This window comes from Amycolatopsis aidingensis (genome assembly GCF_018885265.1).
In the GTDB taxonomy this organism is placed as follows: Bacteria; Actinomycetota; Actinomycetes; order Mycobacteriales; family Pseudonocardiaceae; genus Amycolatopsis; species Amycolatopsis aidingensis.
Map to the genome: position 1 here is coordinate 6,014,693 of NZ_CP076538.1, position 24,028 is coordinate 6,038,720.

The following is a 24,028-nucleotide window of genomic DNA, read 5'->3' on the forward strand; positions in this document are numbered from 1 at the left end:
TCTCTTCCCTCAGACCCGCTCGATGATGGTGGCCAGGCCCATGCCGCCGCCGATGCACAGGGTCACCAGCGCGCGCCGGGCGTTACGCCGCTCCAGCTCGTCGACCATGGTGCCCAGGATCATCGCGCCGGTCGCGCCGAGCGGGTGGCCCATGGCGATGGCGCCACCGTTGACGTTGACCTTCTCCTCGGGGATCTTCAGATCCTTCATCCACTTCAGCACCACGGAGGCGAAGGCCTCGTTGAGCTCGAAGAGGTCGATGTCGTCGATGGTCAGGCCCGCCGTGTCCAGCACCTTCTGGGTGGCCGGGGTCGGGCCGGTGAGCATGATCGTGGGGTCGGAGCCGGTGACCGCGCTGGCCACCACCCGTGCCCGCGGGGCAAGCCCGAGGTCCTTGCCCACCTGCTCGTTGCCGACCAGCACCAGCGCCGCGCCGTCCACGATCCCGGAGGAGTTGCCCGGGGTGTGCACGTGGTTGATCTGCTCCACCGAGTGGTACTTCTGCAGCGCCACGGCGTCGAAGCCACCCATCTCGCCGATCCCGGCGAAGGACGGGTTCAGCTTGCCGAGGGACTCCACGGTGGAGCCGGGCCTGCGGTGCTCGTCGTGGTCGAGCACGGTGACGCCGTTGATGTCCTTGACCGGCACCACCGACTTGGTGAAGTACCCGCCGGACCAGGCCGCCTCGGCCTTGTCCTGCGAGGAGACCGCGAACCGGTCGACGTCCTCCCTTGAGAAGCCCTCGATGGTGGCGATCAGGTCGGCGCCGATGCCCTGCGGGACGAAGTAGCTGTCGTAGTTCGTCGCCGGGTCGAGGAACATCGCGCCGCCGTCGGAGCCCATCGGCACCCGGGACATCGACTCGACGCCACCGCCGATCACCAGCTTGTCCCAGCCCGCGCGCACCTTCTGTGCGGCCTGGTTGACCGCCTCAAGGCCGGAGGCGCAGAACCGGTTCAGCTGGACGCCCGCGACCGTGTCCGGCAGCCCGGAGGCGACCGCCGCCGCCCGCGCGATATCGGCGCCCTGGTCACCGACCGGGGAGACCACGCCGAGCACGATGTCGTCGATCACGGCCGGGTCGAGGCCGGGGTGACGCTGCTTGAGCTCCTCGATCAGGCCGACCACGAGGTCGATCGGCTTGATGCCGTGCAGCGACCCCTTCTTTCCCTTGCCCCGAGGCGTTCGGATCGCCTCGTAGATAAACGCGTCACTACTCACGCAGAAGGTCCTTCCTGGTGCCGGACCCGGATTCCGCCGACTCCGATGCTAATCGTCACTAACATAACGCTGCTTGTGTCCAGGGTGTCAACGGGTTGTCAGCTAGTCAACAGGAGCTAGAGTGGGCTCACGTATGCACCAGCAAGCCACCCGGGTACGCCGCCCGCGCGACCGCAAGAGCCAGCTGGCGGCGGTCGCCGCCGAGCTGTTCCGCGCCCGCGGCTACCACGGCGTGGGTATCAACGAGATCGCCGCGGCCGCCGGGGTCACCGGGCCCGCGCTGTACCGGCACTTCGCCGACAAGCAGGCGATCCTCGCGCACGTGCTGCTGACCGGGATCGAGGACATGGAGCAGGCCACGGCCGCCGCACTGGACGCGGCCGAGGTACCGACCCCCGAGCAGGTGGAAGCCCTGCTGCGCACGCTGGCCGCGAAGTCGGTCGAACGGCGCGAGGCCGCGGCGCTGTGGCGCTGGGAGGGGCGGCACCTCTCCGCCGATGACCAGCGGGAGATCCGGCACCGTTCCAGCGCGGTGCTGCGGTCCTGGGCGGCCGCGCTGCGGCGGATCCGGCCGGAACTGGCAGGCCCCGAGGCCGAACTGCTCTGCTGGGCCGGCATGAGCGTGTTCGGCAGCGTGTCGGTGCACCACACCGGCATCGCCAAGCGGCGCTTCGCCGACCTGCTGGTCGAGCTGGCCCATCGAGTGCTGCGGGTACGGCTTCCGGAACCGGCCGCGGCGCCCGCGGTGCACCCCGCGCCGATCGCGCTGGGCAGGCCATCCCGTCGCGAGCAGGTGCTGGCCGCGGCCACCGAGTTGTTCCAGCAGCGCGGGTTCCACGCCGTCAGCATGGAGGACATCGGGGCCGCCGCCGGGATCGCCGGGCCGAGCGTGTACCGGCATTTCTCCAGCAAGGCCAGCCTGCTCACGGCGATCTGCCAGCGTGCGGCCGAACGGCTGACCCTGGGGGCGGAGTACGCCCTGCGCACCAGCGCCCCGCCGGACGAGCGGGAGGCGCTGCGCAGGCTCACCGAGTCGTATGTGCACACCCTGACCGGTTCGGCCGAGCTGACCGTCTCGTTCACCGGCGGGCCGCTGTACGTGGACGAACGCGACCGGGCCGAACTGGTGCGGATCCAGCGCGACTACGTGGCCCAGTGGGTCCGGCTGCTCACCACCGTCCGGCCCGAGCTGGAGGCCCGTGCGGCGAAGATCACGGTGCACGCCGCGCTGACCATCGCCAATGACCTGACCCGCACCCGCAGGGTGAACGGCAGGCCGCAGCTGCCGGCCGAGCTGGTGCGGATGATGACCGCCGTACTCGGCATCGACTGATCGCTTACCGACCCCCGCTACTGGCGCCCACCCGGCACACGAGCTAACCTACTCGTGAGTAGGTACACGAGGCCGAGGTCGGCTGAGGGGAGACGCGACGATGGTTGCGCCGCAGAGGAAACGGGACGCCATGGGGCTGGGCCTTGCCGCGCTCACCAAGCTGGCGAGTGTCAAGGCGATCGACCGGGTGGGCTTGCGCAAGCCGGTCGAGCAGCTGGTGTCCTCCGCCACGCGGAACGGGTTCCGGGTAGCGGGCGCCGCGGCCAGGTCGTTCAAGTCCGCGCAGCGGCTCGGCAAGCCGGTGCGGCAGGCGCCTGCGGGCGACGCAGGACTGTTCGACCTGACCCCCACCGAGGACCAGCAGCTCATCCTGGAGACGGTCACCGAGTTCGCCGCCGAGCAGCTGCGGCCTGCCGCGGCCGACGCGGACGCCAAACTGCAGGCCCCGGACGGCCTGCTGACCAGGGCGGCCGAGCTGGGCGTGACCCTGGTGGGGGTGCCCGAGGAACTCGGCGGGGTCGGCAGCGAGCGATCGGTGGTGACCGGTGCGCTGGTCGCCGAGGCGCTGGCGCACGGTGACCTCGGCCTGGCCGTCTCCGTGCTGGCGCCGGCCGGGGTGAGTAATGCGCTGGTGCAGTGGGGTGACGAGGAGCAGCAGGCGAACTACCTGCCTGCCTTCGTCGGCGAGAACGTGCCTGCCGCCGCACTGGCGCTGCAAGAGAAGGCGCCGCTGTTCGACCCGTTCAAGCCGGCCGCGCGGGCGCGCCGCACCCCGAAGGGCTACCAGCTGGACGGGGTGAAGTCGCTGGTGCCGCGGGCGGCCGAGGCCGAGCTGTTCATCGTCTCGGCCAACCTGGAGGGGCGCGGGCCCGCGTTGTTCCTGGTGGAGTCCTCGCAGGCCGGGGTGAGCATCGAGGCCGAGCCCGCGATGGGCCTGCGCGGTGCGGCCACCGGCAGGCTGCACCTGGAGAACGTGTCCCTGCCCGGTGGGGCACTGCTGGGTGGCGGCAAGCCCGAGGTGTTCGCGGATGTGGTGCGGCTGTCCCGGCTGGGCTGGTCGGCGCTGGCGGCCGGTACCGCGAAGGCGGTGCTCGACTACGTGGTTCCGTACGTGAACGAGCGGGAGGCTTTCGGCGAGCCGGTGAGCCACCGGCAGGGCGTTGCCTTCCAGGTGGCCGATATCGCGATCGAACTCGAGGGCATGCGGCTGGTGATGCTGCGCGCGGCCGCGCGGGCCGAGCAGGGCAAGCCCTACGCCCGCGAGGTGGCGCTGGCGCGGAAGCTGGCGACCGACAAGGGAATGTGGATCGGCAGCACCGGGGTGCAGTTGCTCGGCGGGCACGGCTTCATCAAGGAACACCCGGTCGAGCGGTGGTACCGCGACCTGCGCGCCATCGGCGTCATGGAAGGCATCGTCCTGCTCTGAGCCACCGGCTCCCCCTTCGTGAAAGGCCACTCTCATGATCAACCTGGAAACCCCGAAGAAGGCCGGCGCGCTGCTCAACCAGGCACGGCAGGCCGCGGCCGAGGTGTTCCGGCCGATCTCCCGCAAGTACGACCGCGCCGAGCACGCCTATCCGTCCGAACTGGACATGTTCGCCGCGCTGCTGGACGGCCTGAACTCCTCCGGCGAGGGCGGCGCGGGTGCCTCCGGCGTGCGCAGGGACGATGACGGCAGCAAGGGCAACCGCAACGGTGCGAACCTGAACACCGTGCTCGGCACCATCGAGATGTGCTGGGGCGATGTGGCGCTGCTGCTGTCCATGCCGCGGCAGGGACTCGGCAACGCGGCGATCGCCTCGGTCGCCGACGAGGAGCAGTCCAAGCGGTTCGCCAATGTGTGGGCGGCGATGGCTATCACCGAACCGGGCTGCGGCTCGGACTCGGCGGCGATCACCGCCACCGCCCGGCTGGACGGGGACGAGTACGTGCTCAACGGCGAGAAGATCTTCGTCACCGCGGGCCAGCGCGCGGACGCCGTGGTGGTGTGGGCGAGCCTGGACCGGAGCAAGGGCCGGGCCGCGATCAAGTCGTTCGTGGTGGAGAAGGGCACCCCCGGCTTCGAGGTGGTCCGGCTGGAGCACAAGCTCGGCATCCGCGCCTCGGACACGGCCGTGCTGCGGTTCGAGGAATGCCGCGTGCCCAAGGAGAACCTGCTCGGCACCCCGGAGATCGACACCCAGAAGGGTTTCGCCGGGGTCATGCAGACCTTCGACAACACCCGCCCGCTGGTGGCCGCGATGGGTATCGGAGTGGCCAAGGCCGCGCTGGAGGAGACCGAGCGGATCCTCGCCGAGGCCGGGATCGTGGTCGACTACGACAAGCCTGCCAACAGCCAGCACGCCGCCGCGGCCGCGTACCTGCAGCTGGAGGCCGACTACGAGGCGGCCTACCTGCTGACCCTGGAGTCGGCCTGGATGGCGGACAACCGCAAGCCCAACTCGCTGGAGGCATCGATGGCCAAGGCGAAGGCGGGACGATCCGTTGTGGACATCACCCTGCGTTGCGTGGAGCTGACCGGAACCCTCGGCTACACAGAGGACTCCCTGCTGGAGAAGTGGAGCCGGGACGCCAAGATCCTGGACATTTTCGAGGGCACGCAACAGATCCAGCAGCTCATCGTGGCGCGGAAGGTGCTGAACAAGACCAGCGCCGAGCTGAAGTAGACCGGCAGGGGGCCGCCGGGCAGGGTGACCGCTCCCCTGCCCGGCCTAGTCGTCCGGACGCAAGCCAGGCACCATCATCCCCGCGCGTGCGGGGAGCACGACTTCGTCAACAAGGTCCGCCGCCTTATCCCGGGACCATCCCCGCGCGTGCGGGGAGCACCCCTGAGGGCGGGTTCTTGGTCGCCCCGCAGCAGGGACCATCCCCGCGCGTGCGGGGAGCACGCACGGCCATGGCTACGACCTCCGTCTGATCCGGGACCATCCCCGCGCGTGCGGGGAGCACGCCACGTTGACCCGCGCCCACGTACCGTTTGTGGGACCATCCCCGCGCGTGCGGGGAGCACTTGTCCGTGTGGTGCGGGTCCGCCAGCTTGGCCGGACCATCCCCGCGCGTGCGGGGAGCACTACACCAAACCCTCGATCGAGGCCGTCCGCCGGGGACCATCCCCGCGCGTGCGGGGAGCACGGGGGTATGCGGAGGTTCCTGTTGGCCGGGTGAGGACCATCCCCGCGCGTGCGGGGAGCACCGCGGCGAGGAGGAGTGGCGTAGCCGTCACCGGGGACCATCCCCGCGCGTGCGGGGAGACACTTCCTGAGCTGCGAGGATGCAAACCGAAACACTGTTTCTACTTCACTTCGTGGCGAGTGTAGTCGAAGCAGCGGGGTCAGCCGCCTTCGTATGGACTCCGACGCGCAAGAAGCGCTCGGTCACCCTGCCGCAGGTCTGGTACTCGACCTCGATCACCATGCGTTTCACCTGCCGGTCTGGGCAGAAGGTACCGACATCACGGGCGTCAACCTGGGCACTGGTGGTAGCGGCGAGGACACGGGTGAGGCTTGGAACGCTTGGATCATGAGCGCGGCGAAGCGTCGGGAGGCCGCGACTCGTGCCGCCGGTGTACTCGCGTGAATGCCGCTGTTGGCCATGATCATGAGGACGATGTCGTCCACGACGGCATCGGGGCGCAGGCGACCGGTGCCCTTGGCGCGGCGGGTCAGTTCGGCGGCGGAGGTCAGCGAGGAGGTGCGGACCGCGGCGAAGTCGATCGCGTGCGGGAAGGTGGACATGAAGGCCGCGGTGAAGCCCTGATCGCACGCCTGCAGCTCACAGAGCTTCTCGATCACGACGCAGAATCCGTGCCATGGATCCGGGTCGGCAAGCCCCTCCTCCACGATGGCCTGACAGGCGAGCATCTGATCGGTGAACGCCTCGGTGACCAGCATCTCCTTGGTCGGGAAATGACGGTAGACGGTGGCCGGGCCCACGTCGGCGCGCCGGGCGATCTCCCGCATCGGCACGTTCAAGCCCTCGGTGGCGAACACCACGCGAGCCGCGTCGAGAATGCGTTCGCGGTTGTCCCTGGCGTCGGAGCGCAGGGTGTGAGGCAAACGATGGGTCACCGCTCTCACTTTAGCTAAACGGACGGCGGCGTCCGTTACGTTCCGCTGGCCAGTCCCCATCGAACAGAACACGGAGACGCCAGTGAAGGCAGTGATGGTCCAGGCCCTCGGAGGTCCCGAGGTCCTCGCGGTCGTCGACCGCCCCGACCCCAGTCCCGCCGAAGGGCAGGTGCTGGTCACTACTGAGGCGATCGGCGTCGGCGGTGTCGACACCCTGATCCGCAGTGGCGCCCTGGCCGCCTACGGCTACACGCACGGTGACATCCTCGGCAACGAGGTCGCGGGTACCGTGGCCGCGGTCGGCGACGGCGTCGACCCGGTATGGGCCGGCCAGCGGGTGTGGGCGTTCACCGGCGCGGCAGGCGGCGGCTACGCCGAACACGTCCTCGCCTCGGCCTCCACACTTGTCCCCCTTCCCGCGGCCATGTCGGCCGTGGACGCGGTGACGCTCGGTAGCTCCGGCATCGTGGCGCATTTTGCGCTGCGCCACGCCCACTTCACTCGCGGGGAATCGGTGCTGGTGCGCGGCGCGGCCGGCGGCATCGGCACGATGACGGTCCAGCTCGCGGCTCGGGCCGGTGCCAGTGCGGTGGCGGTCACCACCTCTTCGGCCGAGCGTGGCGACCGCCTGCGCAAGCTCGGCGCGACGCACGTGCTGGACCGCGCCGGTGCGGGCGCAGGGGACGCTCCCGCGGGCTACGACGTCAGCATCGACATCGTCGCAGGCGCCGACCTGCCTTCGTTCTTCGCCAGGCTCAACCCGAACGGCCGTATGGTGGCCGTCGGCGCTGTCGCCGGCTGGCCGCCCGCGGACTTCGGCAAGGAGATGGTCGCGGCCTTCCGGAAGTCGATGTCGTTCGCGACCTTCAGCGCCGACACCGTGCCCGCGCCCGACCAACGCGCCGCGGCCGCCGAACTGTTCGCTGCCGCGGGTCGCGGCGAGCTGGAAGCAGTGGTGCACGAGGTGCTGCCCCTGGAGCAGGCCGTGCTGGCCCACCAGAAAATGGAAGCAGGCGAGGTGCTGGGCAGAATCGTGCTCACGCCATCGGGGACGTGACGGCCGTGGGCCTGTCCAGCGGATCCGCCGGACAGTCCCACGGTCCCGAGGAGGACTCAGCGCTTGAGTATGAAAGTGAAATCGCTGGAGACCTTGCCACGTAGCCGGACTGACGAAACGAGGTTCCCGCTCGCGATCAGTCTCTCGACCTCTGCCCGCGACAGGCCGCAGCCTTCAGCGATCAGTCGCACCGGCCGGACCGGGATCTGCGCCGCGAAGCGGACCGCGACGTCGATCACCTCACGGTCCAGGCCATCCGTTCCGCCGGTATCGAGACGCCAGGCATTGTCCCAGTCGAGGGCGATGCGATTGCGGCGCCGAAAGACCGGATCCTCGAGCAACTCGGCCGCCAGGCCAGGGTCGTTGTCATGCAGCCGGTCCAGCAACTCAGGTCGGATGGAGCGCACAGTGATCCGCTCCATGACCGTGAGCTTTGTGGTCTCCCCGCAAGCGGAACAGAGCGCGAGGAGCCAGACGTCGATGAGCTTGTGGTTTGCGTTGACGCGAAACTTGCCGCTTGTCCGGAAGCGCTCGGATGCGCACACGTGGCACCGGCGACGAACGAGCGGCAGACAGACGGGTTCGACTACCCAGTTTTCGAGCACAGAAAGTACACCTGTTCAGTGAGAAATCCGCAGCAAAAGGAACGCGTTCGCATACGCGACGCGCGACAAATCAGCGCTCAGGAGGTCTCACTTGGTGTACAACGGCACGTCCTTGACTAGGCGACTTGGCTCGGTAGCACGGTAGCGACACACCGATTGCCGCTCCACCGGTTTTTCGAGTACCTCACCGCCAGGTTTCCGTTCGGCGGCTCAGGCACCAACCCTCCCCGCATGCGCGGGGAGCACTACGCGGCCAGCCCGGACGCCGGTGACAAGGCCGGACCATCCCCGCGTGCGCGGGGAGCACACTTCCTGAACTGCGACGATGCGGACCGAAACACCGTTTCTACTTCACTTCGTGGCGAGTGTAGCCGAGGAAACGGAACCAGCCCTCCACCGAGTGGGCCCCGGCGCGCAAGGAGTGCGAAGGAAGCGCCGGGGCCCATGCTGCCGGTACCAGGGGAAGTGGGACCGGCAGCAGTCCAGAGGTCAGCAGCCGCACCACCAACCCATCGAGAAGGCGATCGACTGCACCAGCGACAAGGCCAGGGCGAGCAGGACCAGCACCAGCAACGGGCGGTCCCGACGCGGGATCACCGCCGTGTCCCATTCGCCCGGTCACCATTCGGTGCCTCGTGGAACTGCTCGCACCGCGTGGCGTGCTCGGCGGTCGGATAGATCGACTGGCAATGCCAGCAGGTGCGGGCCTCCCGCGTCAGCCGCGGCCACCCGGCGATCTCGGCATCGCTCGCCCGCAGCGGCACAAACTGCGACGGCGGGCAACGACGGCTTCGACGGCTCATGCCGATCCCCCACGCCACCGATCAGACGCCAGCAGCACGTCGGTGTGCCCGTCACCGTCACCCCTGGCGGTTGCCCGGTCCGCACGTCCACCATCGTTGTCCATGACCACATCGTCAAGGTCGGTGACCTGCGCGAACAGCGACCAAAACCAGGGTTTGACAGGAACGGCATGCGGCTTCTATGCCGTTCACGCCCAGAAGCCGAGGAGGTAGCCTCGGCATGTGGATCTCCTGCCGTTCGACCAGTACGTGGCCTCGCTCAACCGCAAGCGGATGTCCGCCGGAGTTTTGTTCCTGGACACCCGATCTCGCGTTCTGCTGATCGAGCCCTCCTACAAGCCGCACTGGGACATCCCCGGTGGAGCGGTCGACGCTCGGGAGGCGCCGTGGACGACGGCGCTTCGTGAGGTGCGTGAAGAGATTGGCATTGACCGACCACTCGGCCGTTTGCTCGTCATCGACTACGTATCGACGGATGGGCGAATGCCTGAGGGTGTCGCGTTTATTTTCGACGGTGGCCAGATCTCCGAAGCCGAGGTGAGCGAGTTAACGCTCACCGATCCTGAGATTCTGTCGGCCCGGCTACACACACTCGATGAAGTCACAATGATGGTGAAGCCGACACTCGCGGCGCGTCTGGCTGTAGCCATCGAAGCCGCCGACAGTGGGGAGTTGGCGCTGTGCGAAAACGGCAAGCGCGTGGCAGGATAAGCGGGCTGTGTACAGGTCATAGGAGAACCCATGACGGTCAGTCGGCCTCTGTCTGAGAACCTTGCCCGTATCCGCAAGGCTCAGGACCTGTCTCAGGAACAGTTGGCAGAGGCCGCATCGATCAGCGTCGACACCGTCGCTCGGATAGAGCAAGGAACTCGAGCAACCAGCCGACCAGCCACCTTGGGCAAGCTCGCCGCCGCGCTGGGTGTCTCTGTGGAGAGTTTGCTCGGATACGAACCCGCCCGCCATCCTGCCGATCTTGACGCGTCGCAGCTACGACATGCCATCACGACGAGCGGCGGCATTCCGGGCCTCGACGAGTTCGCAGATACCGCCGATCTGGTGCCCCTACCTCACCTGGCTCAAGCAGCGCACAGCGCCTGGCGTGCCTATGTCGACGGTCGGCACGAGAGACTCCTCCACATGCTCCCAGCCGTGCTGGCCGACGCACGGCGTCTGGTACAGGTCGCCACCGACGAGGAGAAGGCAGGCGCGTATCGCGTGCTGTCCACGGCCTACCGGGTGGGTAGTGGAATGGCTGGCCGCATGGGGCTGAGCGATCTCGCTTGGTCGGCAGCGGAGCGTGCGGTAAACGCCGCTCGTCACTCCGACGCCCCCGAGATCGAAACCGCCATCTCGCTGCGGTACCTCGCATGGACCTTGGTAAGGCAGGGACGACTCGAGGAAGCCGAACGGGTCGCGGTGACCACCGCGGAGCGGATCCAACCAGGGATGCTCGACCGCGACCCGGCCCGTGCCGGCGTATTCGGCAACCTGCTGTTCAACGCCGCGACCGCGGCCTTGCTGGGTCGACGTGTCGCGCAAGCCACGGACCTGCTCACTGAAGCACACGGCGCCGCCATCCGAGCAACAAAGGACACCTCCAACGAAGCCGCGATCTTTGGTCCCCGCGTCGCTACTCTCCAGCAGATCGACAGCGTAGCCAGGGCTGGTGATCCAGAGCAGGCTTTACACCTGGCCGACGCGGTACCGAAAGCACGGGGTGAGGTTCCCGCGTTCTGGGAGGCTGGTCACCGGTTGCGGCTCGCCACAGCGGCCCTTGACCTTCGGCAGGACCGGCGTGCCGTCTTCTTCCTCGCCGAGGCGCGTGATCTCGCGCCGGACTGGGTGCGGTACCAACCACTCGGCGAAACCGTCATGCGCCAGCTCGTCGAGCGTGCACCCCGACGTAGGGGCACCGAGTTCTCGACCCTGGCCAAACACTACGGCGTCGTGGGCTGACCGATATCTCGAAGCTGGGCCTGTCCGGGGGTCCGCCCGACAGCTGCTCCACCACAGGAAACGGAGTATGACGGGGCCATCCCCGCGTGCGCGGGGAGCACGTTCCTGACGGCGCCGCCGCAACCCGGTGACCCGGGCCATCCCCGCGTGCGCGGGGAGCACACTTCCTGAACAGCGACGATGCGGACCGAAACACCCTTCAGCGTCACTTCGCGCCGAGTGTAGCCGAGGCGACAGAACCAGCCCGCCATAGAGTGGGCCCCGGCGCGCAAGGAGTGCGGAGGAAGCGCCGGGACCCGTGCTGCAGGCTCCGAGGGAAACGAGACCGGCAGCAGTCCAGAGGTCAGCAGCCGCACCACCAGCCCACCGAGAAGGCGATCGACTGCACCAGCGACAAGGCGAGGGCGAGCAGGACCAAGACCAGCAACGGTCGGTCCCGACGCGGGATCACCGGCGTGTCCCATTCGCCCGGTCACCGTTCGACGCCTCATGGAACTGCTCGCACCGCGTGGCGTGCTCGGCGGTCGGATAGATCGACTGGCAATACCAACAGGTGCGAGCCTCCCGCGTCAGCCGTGACCACCCGGCGATCTCGGCATCGCTCGCCCGCAGTGTCAACGCCGGTCGAATCGTGACCCGCCTGGTCCGCTTGGGTTCCAGGGCGAATTCGAGCGGTCGTCGCAACGGTGACGGGGTCTATGATGCCACGGCGTTGTGGAAGACCTCGGCGGGTGTCCGCCATCCGAGTGTCTTGCGTGGCCGGTGGTTGAGCTTGTGCTCGACCATGCCGAGGTGCTCGGGCGTATGGATCGCGAGGTCGGTGCGTTTGGGAAAGTACTGGCGCAGCAAGCCATTCGTGTTCTCGTTCGTGCCGCGCTGCCATGGACTTCCTGGGTGCGCGAAGAACACACCTTCACGCAGCAGCGGTGCGATCTGTTCGTGGTAGGCCATTTCGGATCCTTGGTCCCAGGTCAACGTCAGTCGCGCTGCTTCGGGAAGGGCGCCCAGGACAGCGATCAGGGCGTCGCGGACCGTGTCGGCGCCGCGGTTGCCGGGCAGGTGAACCAGACGCAGGAGGCGGCTGGAGCGGTCGACAAGGGTGGCGATGGCCGACTGGTTGCCGCGGCCCACGATGAGGTCACCTTCCCAATCACCAACGCGGGTCCGCTCGTGGGCCGCCGCCGGGCGGTGCTCGATCAGCAGAGTGGGCGCGACGAACCGGCTCCGTCGCTGATCAGCGCGGCGGCGACGCTTGCGCAACGCCCGGCCGGTACGCAGACGCTGCGTGAGCCGGCGGCTCAGACCGCCCTTGCCACCGTGGTAGAGCGCTTGGTAGATCGTTTCGTGGCACACGTGCCAGCTGGCGTGATCAGGGAAAGCGGACCGCAGATAGTTGGCGATCTGCTCGGGACTCCACTCCAGCTCAAGCTTCGCCTGCACGGCCGCCCGCAGCTGCGAATCCTGGATCAACCGAGCCTGGCGCGGCCGACGCGCACGTTGCCGGGCCCGGGAATGCGCCAGGTCAGCGTCGTAGCGCCCTTGATCATGCGGCCGGACGTTGCGGCGCAGCTCCCGGCTGACCGTGGAAGCGTGACGGCAAATCCGCCGCGCGATCTCCCGGATCGACAGTTTCTGGGCCCGCAGGGTGGCGATCCGCTGCCGTTCGGACCGGGACAGATATCGGCTCGAACGGGCCTCCTCGGCGACCAACGCAGGTGGGAGCCCGCCGTTCTCCGCCCGCCAGCGGTAGCCGGTCTTACGGCCGATCCCGATGATCTGGCACGCCTCGACCGTCCCTACCCCGACAGGATCAACTGCCAGTACCGCGACTCAAGATCCAGCCGCCGCTTCGCTCCACGCCTCGCCATCAGCACGCCCTCTTCTACCAGGAGTGTTGCGACAAGCACTGGAACCCAAGCGGAACCAGGGGGTCAGTATTCAGCCGGAACCGACACCGCAGCGGCACAAACTGCGACGGCGGGCAACGACGGCTTCGACGGCTCATGCGTCCAGGGTCGCCGGGGCGAATGCGCTCGTACACGGCTTGCAGGGCGGAGCGCAAAGGGAGGCTTCAGGGAGAGTTCGCGATTCCATGTTCGGTGTTTGACTGGTTACACTCCGCACCAGCCAGCGAAGGGACCCACCGCGTGCCGAAGGAAGCCAGCGACTTGCTACGCCGAGCCCGGCTGTGCCTGGAGTCTCCTTCGTCACCGGGCGAGCCGATGAGCCGCCAGGAGCTGGCGGAGGCGGTCAACGCCCAGGTGTTTCGCGCCTTCGACGGCAAGGTCACCGCGGTCGACGCCAACCACATCGGCAAGTGGGAACGAGGAGTCATCCGCTGGCCCGCGGCGTACTATCGAGCTGCACTCCGCGCGATTCTCGATGTGGCAACCGATGCCGAGCTGGGATTCGTGCGACCCCGACGTGGTAATCCGGACGACGTGGACCGCAAGCGATTCTTACGAACGGCGCTCGGCACGAGCGCGGGCATCGTCGTCGCGCGTTACTTCCCCGCCGCTGCGGACGACCCGGGTGATCTCGCGGTCGCGGTGTCCGGCCCGACCGCCCACTACCGGCGCATGGAATCGACCGTATCGTCCAAACAGCTGGCCCCGGCCGTCGAAGCACACCACCAGCTCACCACCACGATCGTCACCACCACGGTGCGCACCTCGACCGGATTCGGTGTACTCGCTGAGATCGCGGGACTGTCCGCATGGCTGGCGGTCGATCGCGGTGACAACGCGATGGCTCGGCGCCGGTACGCCGATGCGGTCAGTCATGCCGGGCGGGCCCATCATCCGTTACTGGGCTCTTACATGACAGCGAGCCTCGGCCAGTTCGCGGTGGAGGCCGGGCACGCCAAACAGGGCGTCTCGCTACTCGACCGGGCGGCGGCCCAACTCGACAAGGCGGCGCCCGACACCGCCAGGGCCTGGTTGACCTCGCTACAGGCGGTCGCTCACGCGACTCGCGGCGACCATAACGCCACTCTGGCCGCGTTGCGCAGCGCCGAGAAGTTGACCAACCGTCGCCGCACCGAACCGCATTGGCCGTGGATGTTCACCTTCGACCAGGCCAAGGCAGCGCGGTATCAGGCCGCCGCACTCGCCCGACTCGGGGACCTGCGCGCCGCTACCAGCGCGTACGAGGCGGCTGAGCCAGCGCTGATCGGACCCAAGCCACGCGCGCTCGCACAACTCGGCCAGGCACGGCTCCTGGCCTCGGCGGGACTGGTCGGCGAGAGCTGCCGGCTCGCGGTCGCGGCCTTGCGCGTCGGTCACGAATACGGCTCCGAGCGGATCGTGGCACGTGCGCGGGAGGTGCGAGCCGCGATGCCTGCTCGCACGGCCGAGGCCAGCAAGCTCGATGGAGCGCTGGCCTCGCTCTACGACACGGAGGGGATGGAATGACCCGGCTGGCGATCACGGGGCATCGCGGGCTGCCCGAGGAGACCATGCGGCTGGTCGATGATGCGTTACGCGCCGAGCTGGCCCAGCGCACCGACGAGGACCTTGTTGGCTTGTCCTGCCTCGCGGACGGGGCGGACACGCTCTTCGCCGGCGCCCTGCTCGATACTGGCGGCAAGCTGATCGCGGTGGTTCCCGCCGAACGCTATCGGGACGGGCTGCCGGCCGAACACCACGAGGTGTACGACGAGCTGATCGGCCAAGCAGCCGACGTGATCCGGCTCGATCACGTCGAGTCGACCTCGGAGTCGCATCAGGACGCGAGTGAGCGGATGGTCGAGGAAGCGGACGAACTGCTCGCCGTGTGGGACGGCAAACCGGCACGGGGGTACGGCGGCACGGCCGATGTCGTGGCAGCCGCGGAGGCACGAGGGGTGCCTGTCACCGTGGTCTGGCCGGATGGCGCGGAGCGAGACTGAAGCCGTGGCTCCGCGTGCTCAACGGCTCCTTGGTGCCGAGGAGGCCGCGCGGCTGATCCGGTCGGCGAGTTCCTTTGAGCGCTCGATCAGTTCCGGCGGTCCCTCGATGGTGTAGGGGACGCCGACCATGGGCAGGGTGATGGCGAGCCACTCCCAGGAGTCGGGTGCGGTGACGAAGCGGCAGCTGTGCTCGTCGATGGCCTCCAGCGCGCCCGCCTCCGGGATCAGCCGCTCGGAGACCACGGCGAGCGGGGCGGCGAACCGGACCACGCCCTGGTGCCTGGTGATCGGGTAGCGAGCGCTGTCCTGCACGAAGCTCACCGGTCCCTCGGGCGGCAGCTCGCGCGGGGTGAACGTGGTGCCGGGCACGGTGAGGCCGGAGATCCGATCGAGCCGGAACGTCCGCCAGTCCGCCCGGTCGCGGTCCCAGCCGAGCAGGTACCAGCGACGCCCGAGCAGCACCTGGCGGTAGGGCTCGACCTGCCGTTCGGTGCGCGTGCCCTGCCTGCTGGTGTAGTCGAAGCGGACGTGCTGGTGGGTATGCGCGGCGGTGCCGAGCAGTTCCAGGGTGCGCAGGTCCAGTGGTCGCGCGTTGCGGGTGACCAGGTCGATCGAGGCCGAGACCGCCCGCAGCCGGTGCCGCAGCCGGGAGGGCAGCACCTGCTCCAGTTTGCGCAGCGCGCCCTCGGCGGCCCGGTCCGTGCCGTCCGTGCCGTCGGCCTGCGCGTGGGCGGCGAAACGCAGGCCGATGATGGTGGCCACGGCCTCGTCGTCGGTCAGCAGCAACGGGGGCATCGCCCGGCCCGCGACCAACCGGTAGCTGCCGCCGGGACCCCGGGTGGACGACACCGGGTAGCCCAGTTCGCGGAGCCGGTCCAGGTCCCGGCGCAGGGTGCGCGGCGAGGTGCCGAGGCGGTCCACCAGCTCGGCCGCAGGCCAGGCCCGGCCGTCCTGGAGCAGGGAAAGCAGCTCCAGCATGCGCGTGCTCGGGGTGTTCGGTGTGGTCACAATCTCCCAGGGTGCCAGAAGTAGTGGTCATTATGTGGCCACTACTGTTCGTACCTTCGCGCTATGACACACGAGCACATCCGCATCACCGGGGCACGCCAGCACAACCTGAAGAACCTCGACCTGACGGTTCCCCGGCGGGCGATCACGGCGTTCACCGGGGTGTCCGGATCGGGCAAGACCTCGCTGGTGTTCGACACGATCGCGGCGGAGGCGCAGCGGCAGCTGAACGAGACCTTTCCCCCGTTCGTCCGCAACCGGCTGCCGAGCTACGGCAGGCCCGAGGTGGACCTGATCGAGGACCTTTCCCCGGTGGTGGTGATCAACCAGCGCAGGCTCGGCGGGAACGCCCGCTCGACGGTCGGCACGATCACCGATATCTACACCCTGCTGCGGCTGCTGTTCTCCCGCGCGAGCGAGCCGTACGTCGGCGAGTCGACCGCGTTCTCGTTCAACGACCCGGCCGGGATGTGCCCGCGCTGCTCCGGGATCGGCAGGGTGGTGACCCCGGACATTGATTCCTTTCTGGACCTCGACCGGTCCCTGGAGGACGGGGCGATCCTGCTGCCGGGTTTCGGGAACAAGGCGAACACCAAGAAGTACTGGTACCGGCAGTACGCGGACAGCGGTCTCTTCGATCCGGCGACCCCGCTGCGCGCCTGGCCCGCACGGCTGCGGGAGGCGCTGATCCACGGGGTACCGGGCAAGCAGGAAGGGCTGCTGGAGCATTTCACCCGCATCTACCTGCACGCCGAGGGCGAGATGTCCGCCCGCAAACAGGCCGTCATCGACCGGTTCACCACCTCCGTGGTGTGCCCGGACTGCGGCGGCGAGCGGCTGCACGAGGCCGCGCGCTCGGCGCGGGTGGCCGGGTACACGATCACCGAGTGCACCCGGATGGAGCTCGCCGACCTCATCCCGGTGGTCCGTACGGTGACCGAACCGGCAACGAAGCCGGTGGTGGACAGCCTGGTGGAACGCCTCGAAGCCGTGCAGGGCATCGGCCTGGGTTACCTCGACCTCGCACGTGCCACCAGCACGCTGTCCGGAGGGGAGTCGCAACGGATCAAGATGGTGCGCCACCTCGGCAGCAGCCTCACCGAGATGCTGTACGTGTTCGACGAACCCTCGATCGGGCTGCACCCGCGCGATGTCGAGCGGCTGACCGCCCTGCTGCGCAGCCTGCGGTACAAGGGGAACACGATCCTGGTGGTCGAGCACGACCCGGATGTGGTGGCGATCGCCGACCACGTCATCGATCTCGGCCCCGGGGCGGGCAGCGCGGGCGGTGAGGTGGTGTTCCATGGCGATGTCGCCGGGCTGGCCAGGGCGGACACGGTGACCGGTCGCGCCATGCGGGCCAGGACGGAGCCGCGTACCGACCCGCGGCCACCGGCGGGCCGGCTGCGGGTGACCGGCGCCAGCAGGCACAACCTGCGCGATCTCGACGTGGAGGTGCCGACCGGGGTGCTCACCGCGATCACCGGGGTCGCCGGGTCCGGCAAGAGCAGCCTGGTCGCCGTGCTGCTCGAACAGCACCCCGGCACGGTGGTCGACCAGTCGCCGATCGCGACCAGCAGGCGGTCCACCATCCTCACCTACACCGGGATCGCCGACCCGATCCGCCGGATGTTCGCCCGCGCCGGCGGGGTCAGCGCCGCGCTGTTCAGCGCCAACTCCCGGGGCGCCTGCCCGGACTGCCGCGGCCTCGGCGTCGTGTACACCGACCTCGCCTTCATGGAGGGTGTCGCCGCGGTGTGCGATACCTGTCACGGCAGGCGATTCACCGAGGAGGTACTGAAGTACACAGTGGACGGCTACTCGATCGCCGACGTGCTCGACCTGACGGTGACGCAGGCACGGCCGGTGTTCGAGGACCCCGCGATCACGCCGACGCTGACCGCACTCGCCGATGTCGGCCTCGGTTACCTCGCCCTCGGCCAGCCGCTGAGCACGCTGTCCGGTGGCGAGGCGCAGCGGCTCAAGCTGGCAGGCGAACTACGCAACAGGCCCGAGGGCGGGCTGTACGTGCTGGACGAGCCGACCACCGGGCTGCACCCCGCCGATATCGGCAGGCTGGGCGGGATCCTGGACCGGCTGGTGGACGCCGGGAACACCGTGGTGGTCGTTGAGCACAACCTGGACGTGGTGCGCCGCGCCGACTGGGTGATCGACATCGGCCCGGAGGCCGGCCAGCACGGCGGCCGGGTGATGTTCACCGGACCACCCGCCGACCTGGCGACCGACCCGCACTCGATCACCGCCGAGTACCTGCGCCGACTGCTGTGAGTGGCCCGTTCCCTGCGAAAAATTCAGGGAACGGGCCACTCACAGCAGTTGTACGGGGCTTGTACCCGGACCGGCCAGGCTGGACTCCACTGTGCACTCGGAGCACTCGAACAGTGGAGGACAGCCATGAGGACGAGGATCACCAGGGGCGCCGTGCTGACCGCGGCGGCCGCCATGTCGGCGGTTGCCGTGGCGGTACCTGCGCAGGCCACGCCCGTCGCGCTGCCGACGGCGAACATGGAGGCGGTGATCAAGGCGGCGCAGATCGACCCGCGCAGGCCGGACACCACGCTCACCCCAGGCGCAAAGGACAGCGTGCTGCTGGTGGAGCGGGCCCTGGACGCCAGGAACCTGCTGGAAGGCCAGTACGTGGACGGCCACTTCGGCACCGCGACGATCTCGGCCTACGCGGCGTACCAGCGTTCGCTGGGCTACACCGGGCTCGCCGCATCCGGGCTGCCGGGGCAGACCTCGCTGCGCAAGCTGGGCGAGTCGCGGTACACGGTCGGCAACGCGCTCGACCCCGGCGGCAGGGTGACCTACCACGGCGCCCTGATGAACAGCCGCACCAAGGCGATGCTGGTCGAAGCCGAACGGCTGCTCGGAAGGCAGCTCGGCATCACCCAGGGTTCGTACAACCCCGGCGGCGTCGGCGGTTCGGCCGGGACCCACGACGGCGGCGGCGCGCTGGACATCTCGGTGGCGGGGATGAGCGCGGGCACCCGCACCGATGTCGCCAGGAAGCTGCGCCAGGTCGGGTTCGCGGCCTGGGTGCGCACCCCGTCCCAGGGGCCGTGGGGCTATCACATCCACGCGATCGCGCTGGCCGACACCGACCAGTCCCCGGCCGCGCAGCACCAGGCCGGCGACTACTACCTCGGCTACAACGGGCTGGCCAACCGCGCGCCGGACGACGGCCCGGTGGTCACCCCGAAGGTGACCTGGGAGGAGTACCAGCGCCGCTGAGCCTGCGGCCTCAGAGATCCGGCAGGGGATCCGGTGGCAGGACCTCCTCCTCGGTGACCTCCGCGTCGGCGGCCCGCACCACCGAGACGAACTCGTCGTTGATCTCCAGGTGCAGACTGCCCAGCGTGATCATCGGCCCGATGGAGGGCTGCTCGGAAACCGGACCCAGCCGGATCCGCCGCGGATAGCGGTTCCACAAAGTCTTCGGCCTGCCGCCGAACCAGCTGCGGTTGATCACGACCACCTCGTTGTCGGTGACCACGACGTAGAACTGGGCCCGCGCCGGCCCGACCCCGAGCCAGATGGCCGTGCCGAGGAGCAGGTAACGGATGTTGTCGCCCTCGCGCAGAAACGCCCTGCAGCGCTCGCGGTCCTTCGATGACACCGGCATCCGGCTACCCTGCCTGCACCCGCAGGGCCGCGTCCAGCTCCGCATGGGCCCGCGGATGCTCCGCCCACCAGCGGGCGTAGTCCGGGTTCAGGTCCACGATCGACATGTACGCCCTGGCCGCGCAGGCGTAGACGTCCTGCGCCCGACCGCCCAGCAGGCCGCTCTGCCGGGTGGCCACCAGCAGCGGCACCAGGATCGGCGGGCCGCTCAGCGGGCGGATGGCGACCTCGGCCGTGCTCGGGGTCGCTGGGTCGGCGAAACAGGCGGCTCCCTGCGCGACCAGGGACCACGCCGTGCTGCTCTCGGTGGTGTGGTGCGTGCGACGCGGGGTGAAACCGGCCGCGGCGCAGACCGTGTGCAGCAGCATGCGCAGGCCGTCCTGCTCCGGCGGCGGAGTGACCCAGTCCATGCCTGCCAGGTCGCGCAGGTCGATCACGTCCTGCTCGGCCAGCGGATCGTTCGCGGGCACCGCGATGAACTGTGGCTCGCTGACCAGGGTGCGCATCTCGACGCCCCGGATCTCCCTGCGTTCCAGCCCCTCGAACCGCTCCAGTATGGCCAGGTGCAGCCTGCCCGCGATGAGGTCGTCCAGCAGCTGCGCCGACGAGCGGACGATATTGGTGCGCACCTGGATCCCGGCGAACCGGGAACGCAGCTCCGAGACCAGGCTGCCAAGGAACAGCGTGGGGATGGAGCCGACCAGCAGCGGCCCTCGATCGGGGCCCCGCGCCCGGTCCCTGGCGAGGTCCACCAGCTGGTCCACATCGTCCAGCACCACCCGCGCCGTGCTGACCACGTGCTTGCCGAGATCGGTCAGCTCGCTGCCGGTCGGCTTCCGCTCGAACAGCAGCCCGCCGACGATCCGCTCCACCGACCGCAGCTGCGCACTCAGTGCGGGCTGGGTGAGTCCGAGACGGGCAGCGGCCTTGGTGAGGCTGCCGGTCTCCGCGATCGCGCACAGGGTTCGCAGGTGCCTGAGTTCCAGCTCAGCCATAACCACCCTTGATACCCCTTCGGGTGGGTGGCCCAACAGCGACGAAAGTCCGGGGTATTCACCCCCGGGGCGGCTCCGGGGTGCGTGCAGCCTGCTCGGCGAGGAACTCGTCGAGGTAGCGCCAGGTCGTACCGCGCGCCCTGCGCCCGGTGAGCACGCCGAGGTGCCCGCCGGGCGCGACCTCGAACCGCACCGACGGCGCGTTCTCCAGCAGGTCCACCAGCCGCTCCACGGCGGGGCGTGGCGCGATCCCGTCGCCCTCCCCCGCGATCACCAGGGTCGGCACCTTGACCCCGGACAGCGAGATGATCCGGCCACCGAGGTCCACCGTGCCCTCCGCGAGATCGTTGGCCCGGAAGAACCGGTGGTAGAGCTGCCCGAAGGTGCGGCCGGGATAGGCGATCATGTTGTCCATGAAGTGATCGACCGCCTCGATCTGGGCCAGGAAGTCCCGGTCGTCCAGATTCTTCAGGATGGCAAGCGGTTTGGTGAGCTCCTTGTTCAGCCCGGTGATCCGGAACACCCTGCTGACCAGATAGGACGGTGCGCCGCCGAGCATCCGGTAGAACGGCGTCAGCAGGTGACCGCCGGTGAGGTCGACCAGTGGCCGCAGTGGCGCCACCAGCGGGATCGCGGTGAAGTCGAAAGGCGCGGCCACGCTGGCGACCGAGTCCACCGGCAGTTCCGGCTGGTCGGCCGTGGCCAGCAGCGAGAAAATGCCGCCGAGGCACCAGGCGACCAGGTGCACCCGCTGCCCACCGGAGTCCTCGCTGACCGCGCGAATCGCCCGCGGCAGCACCTCGTCGATCCAGTGCTCCACGCCCAGCCTGCGGTCGGAGAAGGCGACGTTGCCGTAGTCCAGCAGGTAGGTCCGCCGTCCGCAGGCCACGAGATGCTCGGCGAGGCTGCACCCACGCCGCAGGTCGAAGCACAGCGCGGGCGCGGCCAGCGGCGGAACCAGCAGCACCGGCGGCCCGGCAGGCGCGGAGCCCGCCGAGGCCATCCGGTACACCGACCGGTTCGGGCCCTGGTCGATCAGCACCCTTGGCATCGGCCGCAGGTCGGCCACCCCACCCTGGAACACCTTGCCAACGACATTGGCCGTAGCCGCGGCGAACCGCGCCGGTGGTGATGCCATGACCCCGCCTCCTCGATCGCGAACCCCGTGCTAGGCCCGTTCCCCGGACCCCGCTCCCGGGGCGCTCTCCGCCGCCCGCGCCTCGTAGCCCGCTCGCGCGCTGGAGTGCGCGGCCGAGGCGAGGACCTGATCCCCGCCGAGGGTACGGACCAGCCACTCGCCGAAGGACCGGGGCAGCAGCCGGGTCACCCTGCCGAGCGCGTCCAGCGACTTCGGCACGTAGACGTCGAACCGGGGGTGCCGCAGGGCTTCCACGATCGCCGCGGCGACCTCGTCCGGGGACACCGATTTGATCATCTTCGCTTCCTTGAGACCGCTGGCCAGCTCGGTGCGCACGATGGCGGGCATCACACAGGACACGTCCACCCCGGTGCCGTGCAGTTCCAGGTGCACCGCCTCGGAGAGGCCGACCACCCCGTGCTTGGTCGCGCAGTAGGTGGCGCCCCCGGGAAAACCGGCCTTGCCTGCCATGGAGGCGACGTTGACGATGTGCCCGCTGCCCCGCGGCCGCATCCGCCGCACGGCCTCCCTGGTGCCGTGGATCACCGCGTGCAGGTTGATCTCGAGCTGCCTGCGGGTGGCGGCGTCGTCCTCCTCCTCGAGCGGAGCCAGCGGCATGATCCCGGCGTTGTTGATCAGCACGTCGATCGGCCCCAGCCGCTGCTCGACCTCGTCCAGGAAGGCCGTGAAACCCCGGGTGTCGGTGACGTCGAGCGCCAGCGCGACGGCGTCCGGGCCGAGCTCGCCCGCGGTCTTCTCGGCCCGCACCAGGTCCAGGTCACCGATGGCCACCCGGGCGCCAAGGCGGGCCAGCGCGCCCGCCGTGGTCGCCCCGATACCCTGCGCCCCGCCGGTGACCACGATCACCTTGCCCCGCAACGTCCTCGGCTGCCTGCCCATGTCCGGCTCCTCTCAGCCACTCTGCTGCGACCGACTCGTGTTGACGTGTCGCCAACTAGTGCCTGTCATGGTGCACCCGATCGCCCGGCGGCGCCAGAGCCGCCGAGTTACCGCACCCGCTGCTCGAGGACCTGCCCCGGCCAGCCGCGACGGTCGAACCGCTCGGCCGGGGTGAAGCCCTGCCGGGTGTAGTAACGCACCAGGCTGCCGTCGCCACCGGCCCAGCAGTCCACCCGCAGCAGGCCGAGCCCGCGGGCGCGGGCGAGGTCCCGTGCGTGGTCGAGCAGTGCGCCACCGACACCGCGACCGCCATGACCGCCCGCGGTGAGCAGCAGGTTGACGTACAAGTCGGGCTCGGCGGCCTGCGGTACGTACTCCGGGCGTTCCGTGGAGACCAGCAGGGCGCCTGCGGGCTCGCCGTCGAACTCGGCGATCCAGAGCCCCGGTTGGGCCGCCAGCCCGCGCACACGCTCGACCTTGGCCGGATCGGCAGACCATGGCTCGGTACCCCATTGGCCCGCGCTGCCCCTGCGCACCAGCCAGGCCACCGCGTCGTCGAACATCCGCAGCAGTGTGCCCGCGTCCGCCGCCGAGCCCGCGCGGATGGCCGGAGTGTTCATGGAACGGTGAGAATACGGGGACCATCCGCGGTGATCGCCACGGTGTGCTCGGCGTGCGCGGCCCTGCTGCCGTCCGCGGTGTGCAGCGTCCAGCCGTCCGCGGCCGTCCGGTAGTCGTCCCGGCCGCTCGCGGTGAACATCGGTTCGATCGCGAGCACCATCCCCGCGCGCAGCCGCATCCCGCGCCCCGGCCTGCCCTCGTTGGGCACATGCGGGGCCTCGTGCATCGCGCGGCCGATCCCGTGCCCGCCGTGATCGGCCACCAGGCCGTACCCGGCCGCACGCCCGACCAGCCCGATCGCGTGGCCGATATCGCCCAGCCGCGCCCCCGGCACGGCGGCCGCGATTCCCGCGGCGAGCCCGCGTTCGGTGGCGGCGATCAGGTCCAGGTCCCGCTCGTCCGGCGTGCCCACCACGAAGCTGGTCGCCGCGTCCCCGTTCCAGCCATCCACCTCGGCGCCGAAGTCGATGCTGAGCAGATCGCCATCGCGCAGCCGGTAATCGGTGGGGATGCCGTGCACCACGGCGTCGTTCACGCTGGTGCACAGCACGGCGGGATACGGCGCCGGGGCGGACCGCGGGTGGTAGTGCAGGAAGGAGGACTTCGCCCCGGCCTCCCGCAGTACCTCCGCCGCGATCTCGTCCAGCTCGCGCAGGGACACCCCGATCCCGGCCGCGGCCCGCACGGCCCGCAGGGCCTCGCCGACCACCGCACCAGCCACTCGCATGGCCGCCAGTTCGCTCTCGGTCTTCAGTTCGATCAGCATGACACACCTTCCTGTGATACCTAT

Annotated in this window: 20 protein-coding genes, 1 pseudogene and 1 CRISPR repeat array; of the genes and pseudogenes, 10 read left to right on the forward strand and 11 right to left on the reverse strand. The window is 69.4% G+C overall.

What is annotated here, in order from left to right; genetic code table 11:
* Window positions 1-9 precede the first annotated feature (9 nt).
* Window positions 10-1,221 carry an acetyl-CoA C-acetyltransferase gene (locus tag KOI47_RS27395; RefSeq protein ID WP_216209281.1) on the reverse strand — a complete coding sequence of 404 codons (1,212 nt, stop codon included), beginning with the start codon at window positions 1,219-1,221 and terminating at the stop codon, window positions 10-12.
* 133 nt (window positions 1,222-1,354) lie between these two features.
* On the opposite strand from KOI47_RS27395, the gene KOI47_RS27400 reads away from it, so the two are divergent.
* The 3 genes from KOI47_RS27400 to KOI47_RS27410 all read left to right on the forward strand — a co-directional run bounded on the left by KOI47_RS27400 (window position 1,355) and on the right by KOI47_RS27410 (window position 5,220).
* The gene (locus tag KOI47_RS27400) at window positions 1,355-2,554 is read left to right on the forward strand and encodes a TetR/AcrR family transcriptional regulator (protein ID WP_216217589.1); all 1,200 of its coding nucleotides are present in this window, start codon (window positions 1,355-1,357) and stop codon (window positions 2,552-2,554) included.
* A gap of 130 nt (window positions 2,555-2,684) precedes the next feature.
* Complete coding sequence (locus KOI47_RS27405) at window positions 2,685-3,980, forward strand: acyl-CoA dehydrogenase family protein (RefSeq protein WP_216217590.1); 1,296 nt, start codon at window positions 2,685-2,687, stop codon at window positions 3,978-3,980.
* 34 nt (window positions 3,981-4,014) lie between these two features.
* On the forward strand, window positions 4,015-5,220 hold the full coding sequence (locus KOI47_RS27410; protein WP_216209283.1) for an acyl-CoA dehydrogenase family protein: 1,206 nt from the start codon (window positions 4,015-4,017) through the stop codon (window positions 5,218-5,220).
* Between the two features lie 70 nt (window positions 5,221-5,290).
* Window positions 5,291-5,808: a CRISPR direct-repeat array (repeat unit 29 nt; unit sequence GGGACCATCCCCGCGCGTGCGGGGAGCAC).
* A 165-nt stretch (window positions 5,809-5,973) separates the two neighbouring features.
* Here the strand turns inward: KOI47_RS27410 and KOI47_RS27415 are convergent.
* Window positions 5,974-6,621: a TetR/AcrR family transcriptional regulator gene (locus KOI47_RS27415; protein ID WP_232376291.1), complete on the reverse strand. Its 648-nt coding sequence runs from the start codon at window positions 6,619-6,621 to the stop codon at window positions 5,974-5,976.
* Between the two features lie 82 nt (window positions 6,622-6,703).
* Here KOI47_RS27415 and KOI47_RS27420 point away from each other — a divergent pair, with 82 nt between their 5' ends.
* Window positions 6,704-7,678 (forward strand): zinc-binding dehydrogenase, encoded by a 975-nt coding sequence (locus KOI47_RS27420; protein ID WP_216209287.1) that lies wholly within the window; start codon window positions 6,704-6,706, stop codon window positions 7,676-7,678.
* A gap of 56 nt (window positions 7,679-7,734) precedes the next feature.
* On the opposite strand, the gene KOI47_RS27425 is transcribed toward KOI47_RS27420, so the two are convergent.
* A complete protein-coding gene (locus tag KOI47_RS27425) occupies window positions 7,735-8,283 on the reverse strand; it encodes a DUF1062 domain-containing protein (RefSeq protein WP_216209289.1) in 549 nt (182 codons plus the stop codon).
* 1,025 nt (window positions 8,284-9,308) lie between these two features.
* On the opposite strand from KOI47_RS27425, the gene KOI47_RS27430 reads away from it, so the two are divergent.
* Window positions 9,309-9,797: an NUDIX domain-containing protein gene (locus KOI47_RS27430; protein WP_216209291.1), complete on the forward strand. Its 489-nt coding sequence runs from the start codon at window positions 9,309-9,311 to the stop codon at window positions 9,795-9,797.
* A gap of 30 nt (window positions 9,798-9,827) precedes the next feature.
* A complete protein-coding gene (locus KOI47_RS27435) occupies window positions 9,828-11,042 on the forward strand; it encodes a helix-turn-helix domain-containing protein (RefSeq protein WP_216209293.1) in 1,215 nt (404 codons plus the stop codon).
* Window positions 11,043-11,738: 696 nt separating this feature from the next.
* Here the strand turns inward: KOI47_RS27435 and KOI47_RS27440 are convergent.
* Window positions 11,739-12,916: pseudogene (locus KOI47_RS27440) on the reverse strand (IS30 family transposase).
* A gap of 273 nt (window positions 12,917-13,189) precedes the next feature.
* Between KOI47_RS27440 and KOI47_RS27445 the strand changes: the two are divergent.
* On the forward strand, window positions 13,190-14,455 hold the full coding sequence (locus KOI47_RS27445) for a hypothetical protein (RefSeq protein WP_232376292.1): 1,266 nt from the start codon (window positions 13,190-13,192) through the stop codon (window positions 14,453-14,455).
* Complete coding sequence (locus tag KOI47_RS27450) at window positions 14,452-14,931, forward strand: hypothetical protein (RefSeq protein WP_216209295.1); 480 nt, start codon at window positions 14,452-14,454, stop codon at window positions 14,929-14,931. The genes KOI47_RS27445 and KOI47_RS27450 overlap by 4 nt, the downstream gene beginning before the upstream one ends.
* 18 nt (window positions 14,932-14,949) lie before the next feature.
* Here the strand turns inward: KOI47_RS27450 and KOI47_RS27455 are convergent, their stop codons facing one another.
* Window positions 14,950-15,939, reverse strand: a complete 990-nt coding sequence (locus KOI47_RS27455; protein ID WP_232376293.1) for a helix-turn-helix transcriptional regulator — start codon at window positions 15,937-15,939, stop codon at window positions 14,950-14,952.
* A gap of 63 nt (window positions 15,940-16,002) precedes the next feature.
* Here KOI47_RS27455 and KOI47_RS27460 point away from each other — a divergent pair, with 63 nt between their 5' ends.
* Window positions 16,003-18,228, forward strand: a complete 2,226-nt coding sequence (locus KOI47_RS27460) for an excinuclease ABC subunit UvrA (RefSeq protein ID WP_216209297.1) — start codon at window positions 16,003-16,005, stop codon at window positions 18,226-18,228.
* Between the two features lie 126 nt (window positions 18,229-18,354).
* On the forward strand, window positions 18,355-19,194 hold the full coding sequence (locus tag KOI47_RS27465) for a peptidoglycan-binding domain-containing protein (protein ID WP_216209299.1): 840 nt from the start codon (window positions 18,355-18,357) through the stop codon (window positions 19,192-19,194).
* Window positions 19,195-19,204: 10 nt separating this feature from the next.
* On the opposite strand, the gene KOI47_RS27470 is transcribed toward KOI47_RS27465, so the two are convergent.
* From KOI47_RS27470 to map, 6 genes are all read right to left on the reverse strand, one after another.
* Window positions 19,205-19,585, reverse strand: coding sequence for a hypothetical protein (locus tag KOI47_RS27470; protein ID WP_216209302.1), 381 nt, complete (start codon window positions 19,583-19,585; stop codon window positions 19,205-19,207).
* A 4-nt stretch (window positions 19,586-19,589) separates the two neighbouring features.
* On the reverse strand, window positions 19,590-20,579 hold the full coding sequence (locus tag KOI47_RS27475) for a LysR family transcriptional regulator (protein WP_216209303.1): 990 nt from the start codon (window positions 20,577-20,579) through the stop codon (window positions 19,590-19,592).
* A 58-nt stretch (window positions 20,580-20,637) separates the two neighbouring features.
* Complete coding sequence (locus KOI47_RS27480; RefSeq protein ID WP_216209306.1) at window positions 20,638-21,717, reverse strand: alpha/beta fold hydrolase; 1,080 nt, start codon at window positions 21,715-21,717, stop codon at window positions 20,638-20,640.
* Window positions 21,718-21,747: 30 nt separating this feature from the next.
* Complete coding sequence (locus tag KOI47_RS27485; protein WP_216209308.1) at window positions 21,748-22,617, reverse strand: SDR family oxidoreductase; 870 nt, start codon at window positions 22,615-22,617, stop codon at window positions 21,748-21,750.
* 107 nt (window positions 22,618-22,724) lie between these two features.
* Window positions 22,725-23,237, reverse strand: coding sequence for a GNAT family N-acetyltransferase (locus tag KOI47_RS27490; RefSeq protein ID WP_216209310.1), 513 nt, complete (start codon window positions 23,235-23,237; stop codon window positions 22,725-22,727).
* Complete coding sequence (gene map / locus KOI47_RS27495; RefSeq protein ID WP_216217593.1) at window positions 23,234-24,001, reverse strand: type I methionyl aminopeptidase; 768 nt, start codon at window positions 23,999-24,001, stop codon at window positions 23,234-23,236. The genes KOI47_RS27490 and map overlap by 4 nt, the downstream gene beginning before the upstream one ends.
* Window positions 24,002-24,028 lie beyond the last annotated feature (27 nt).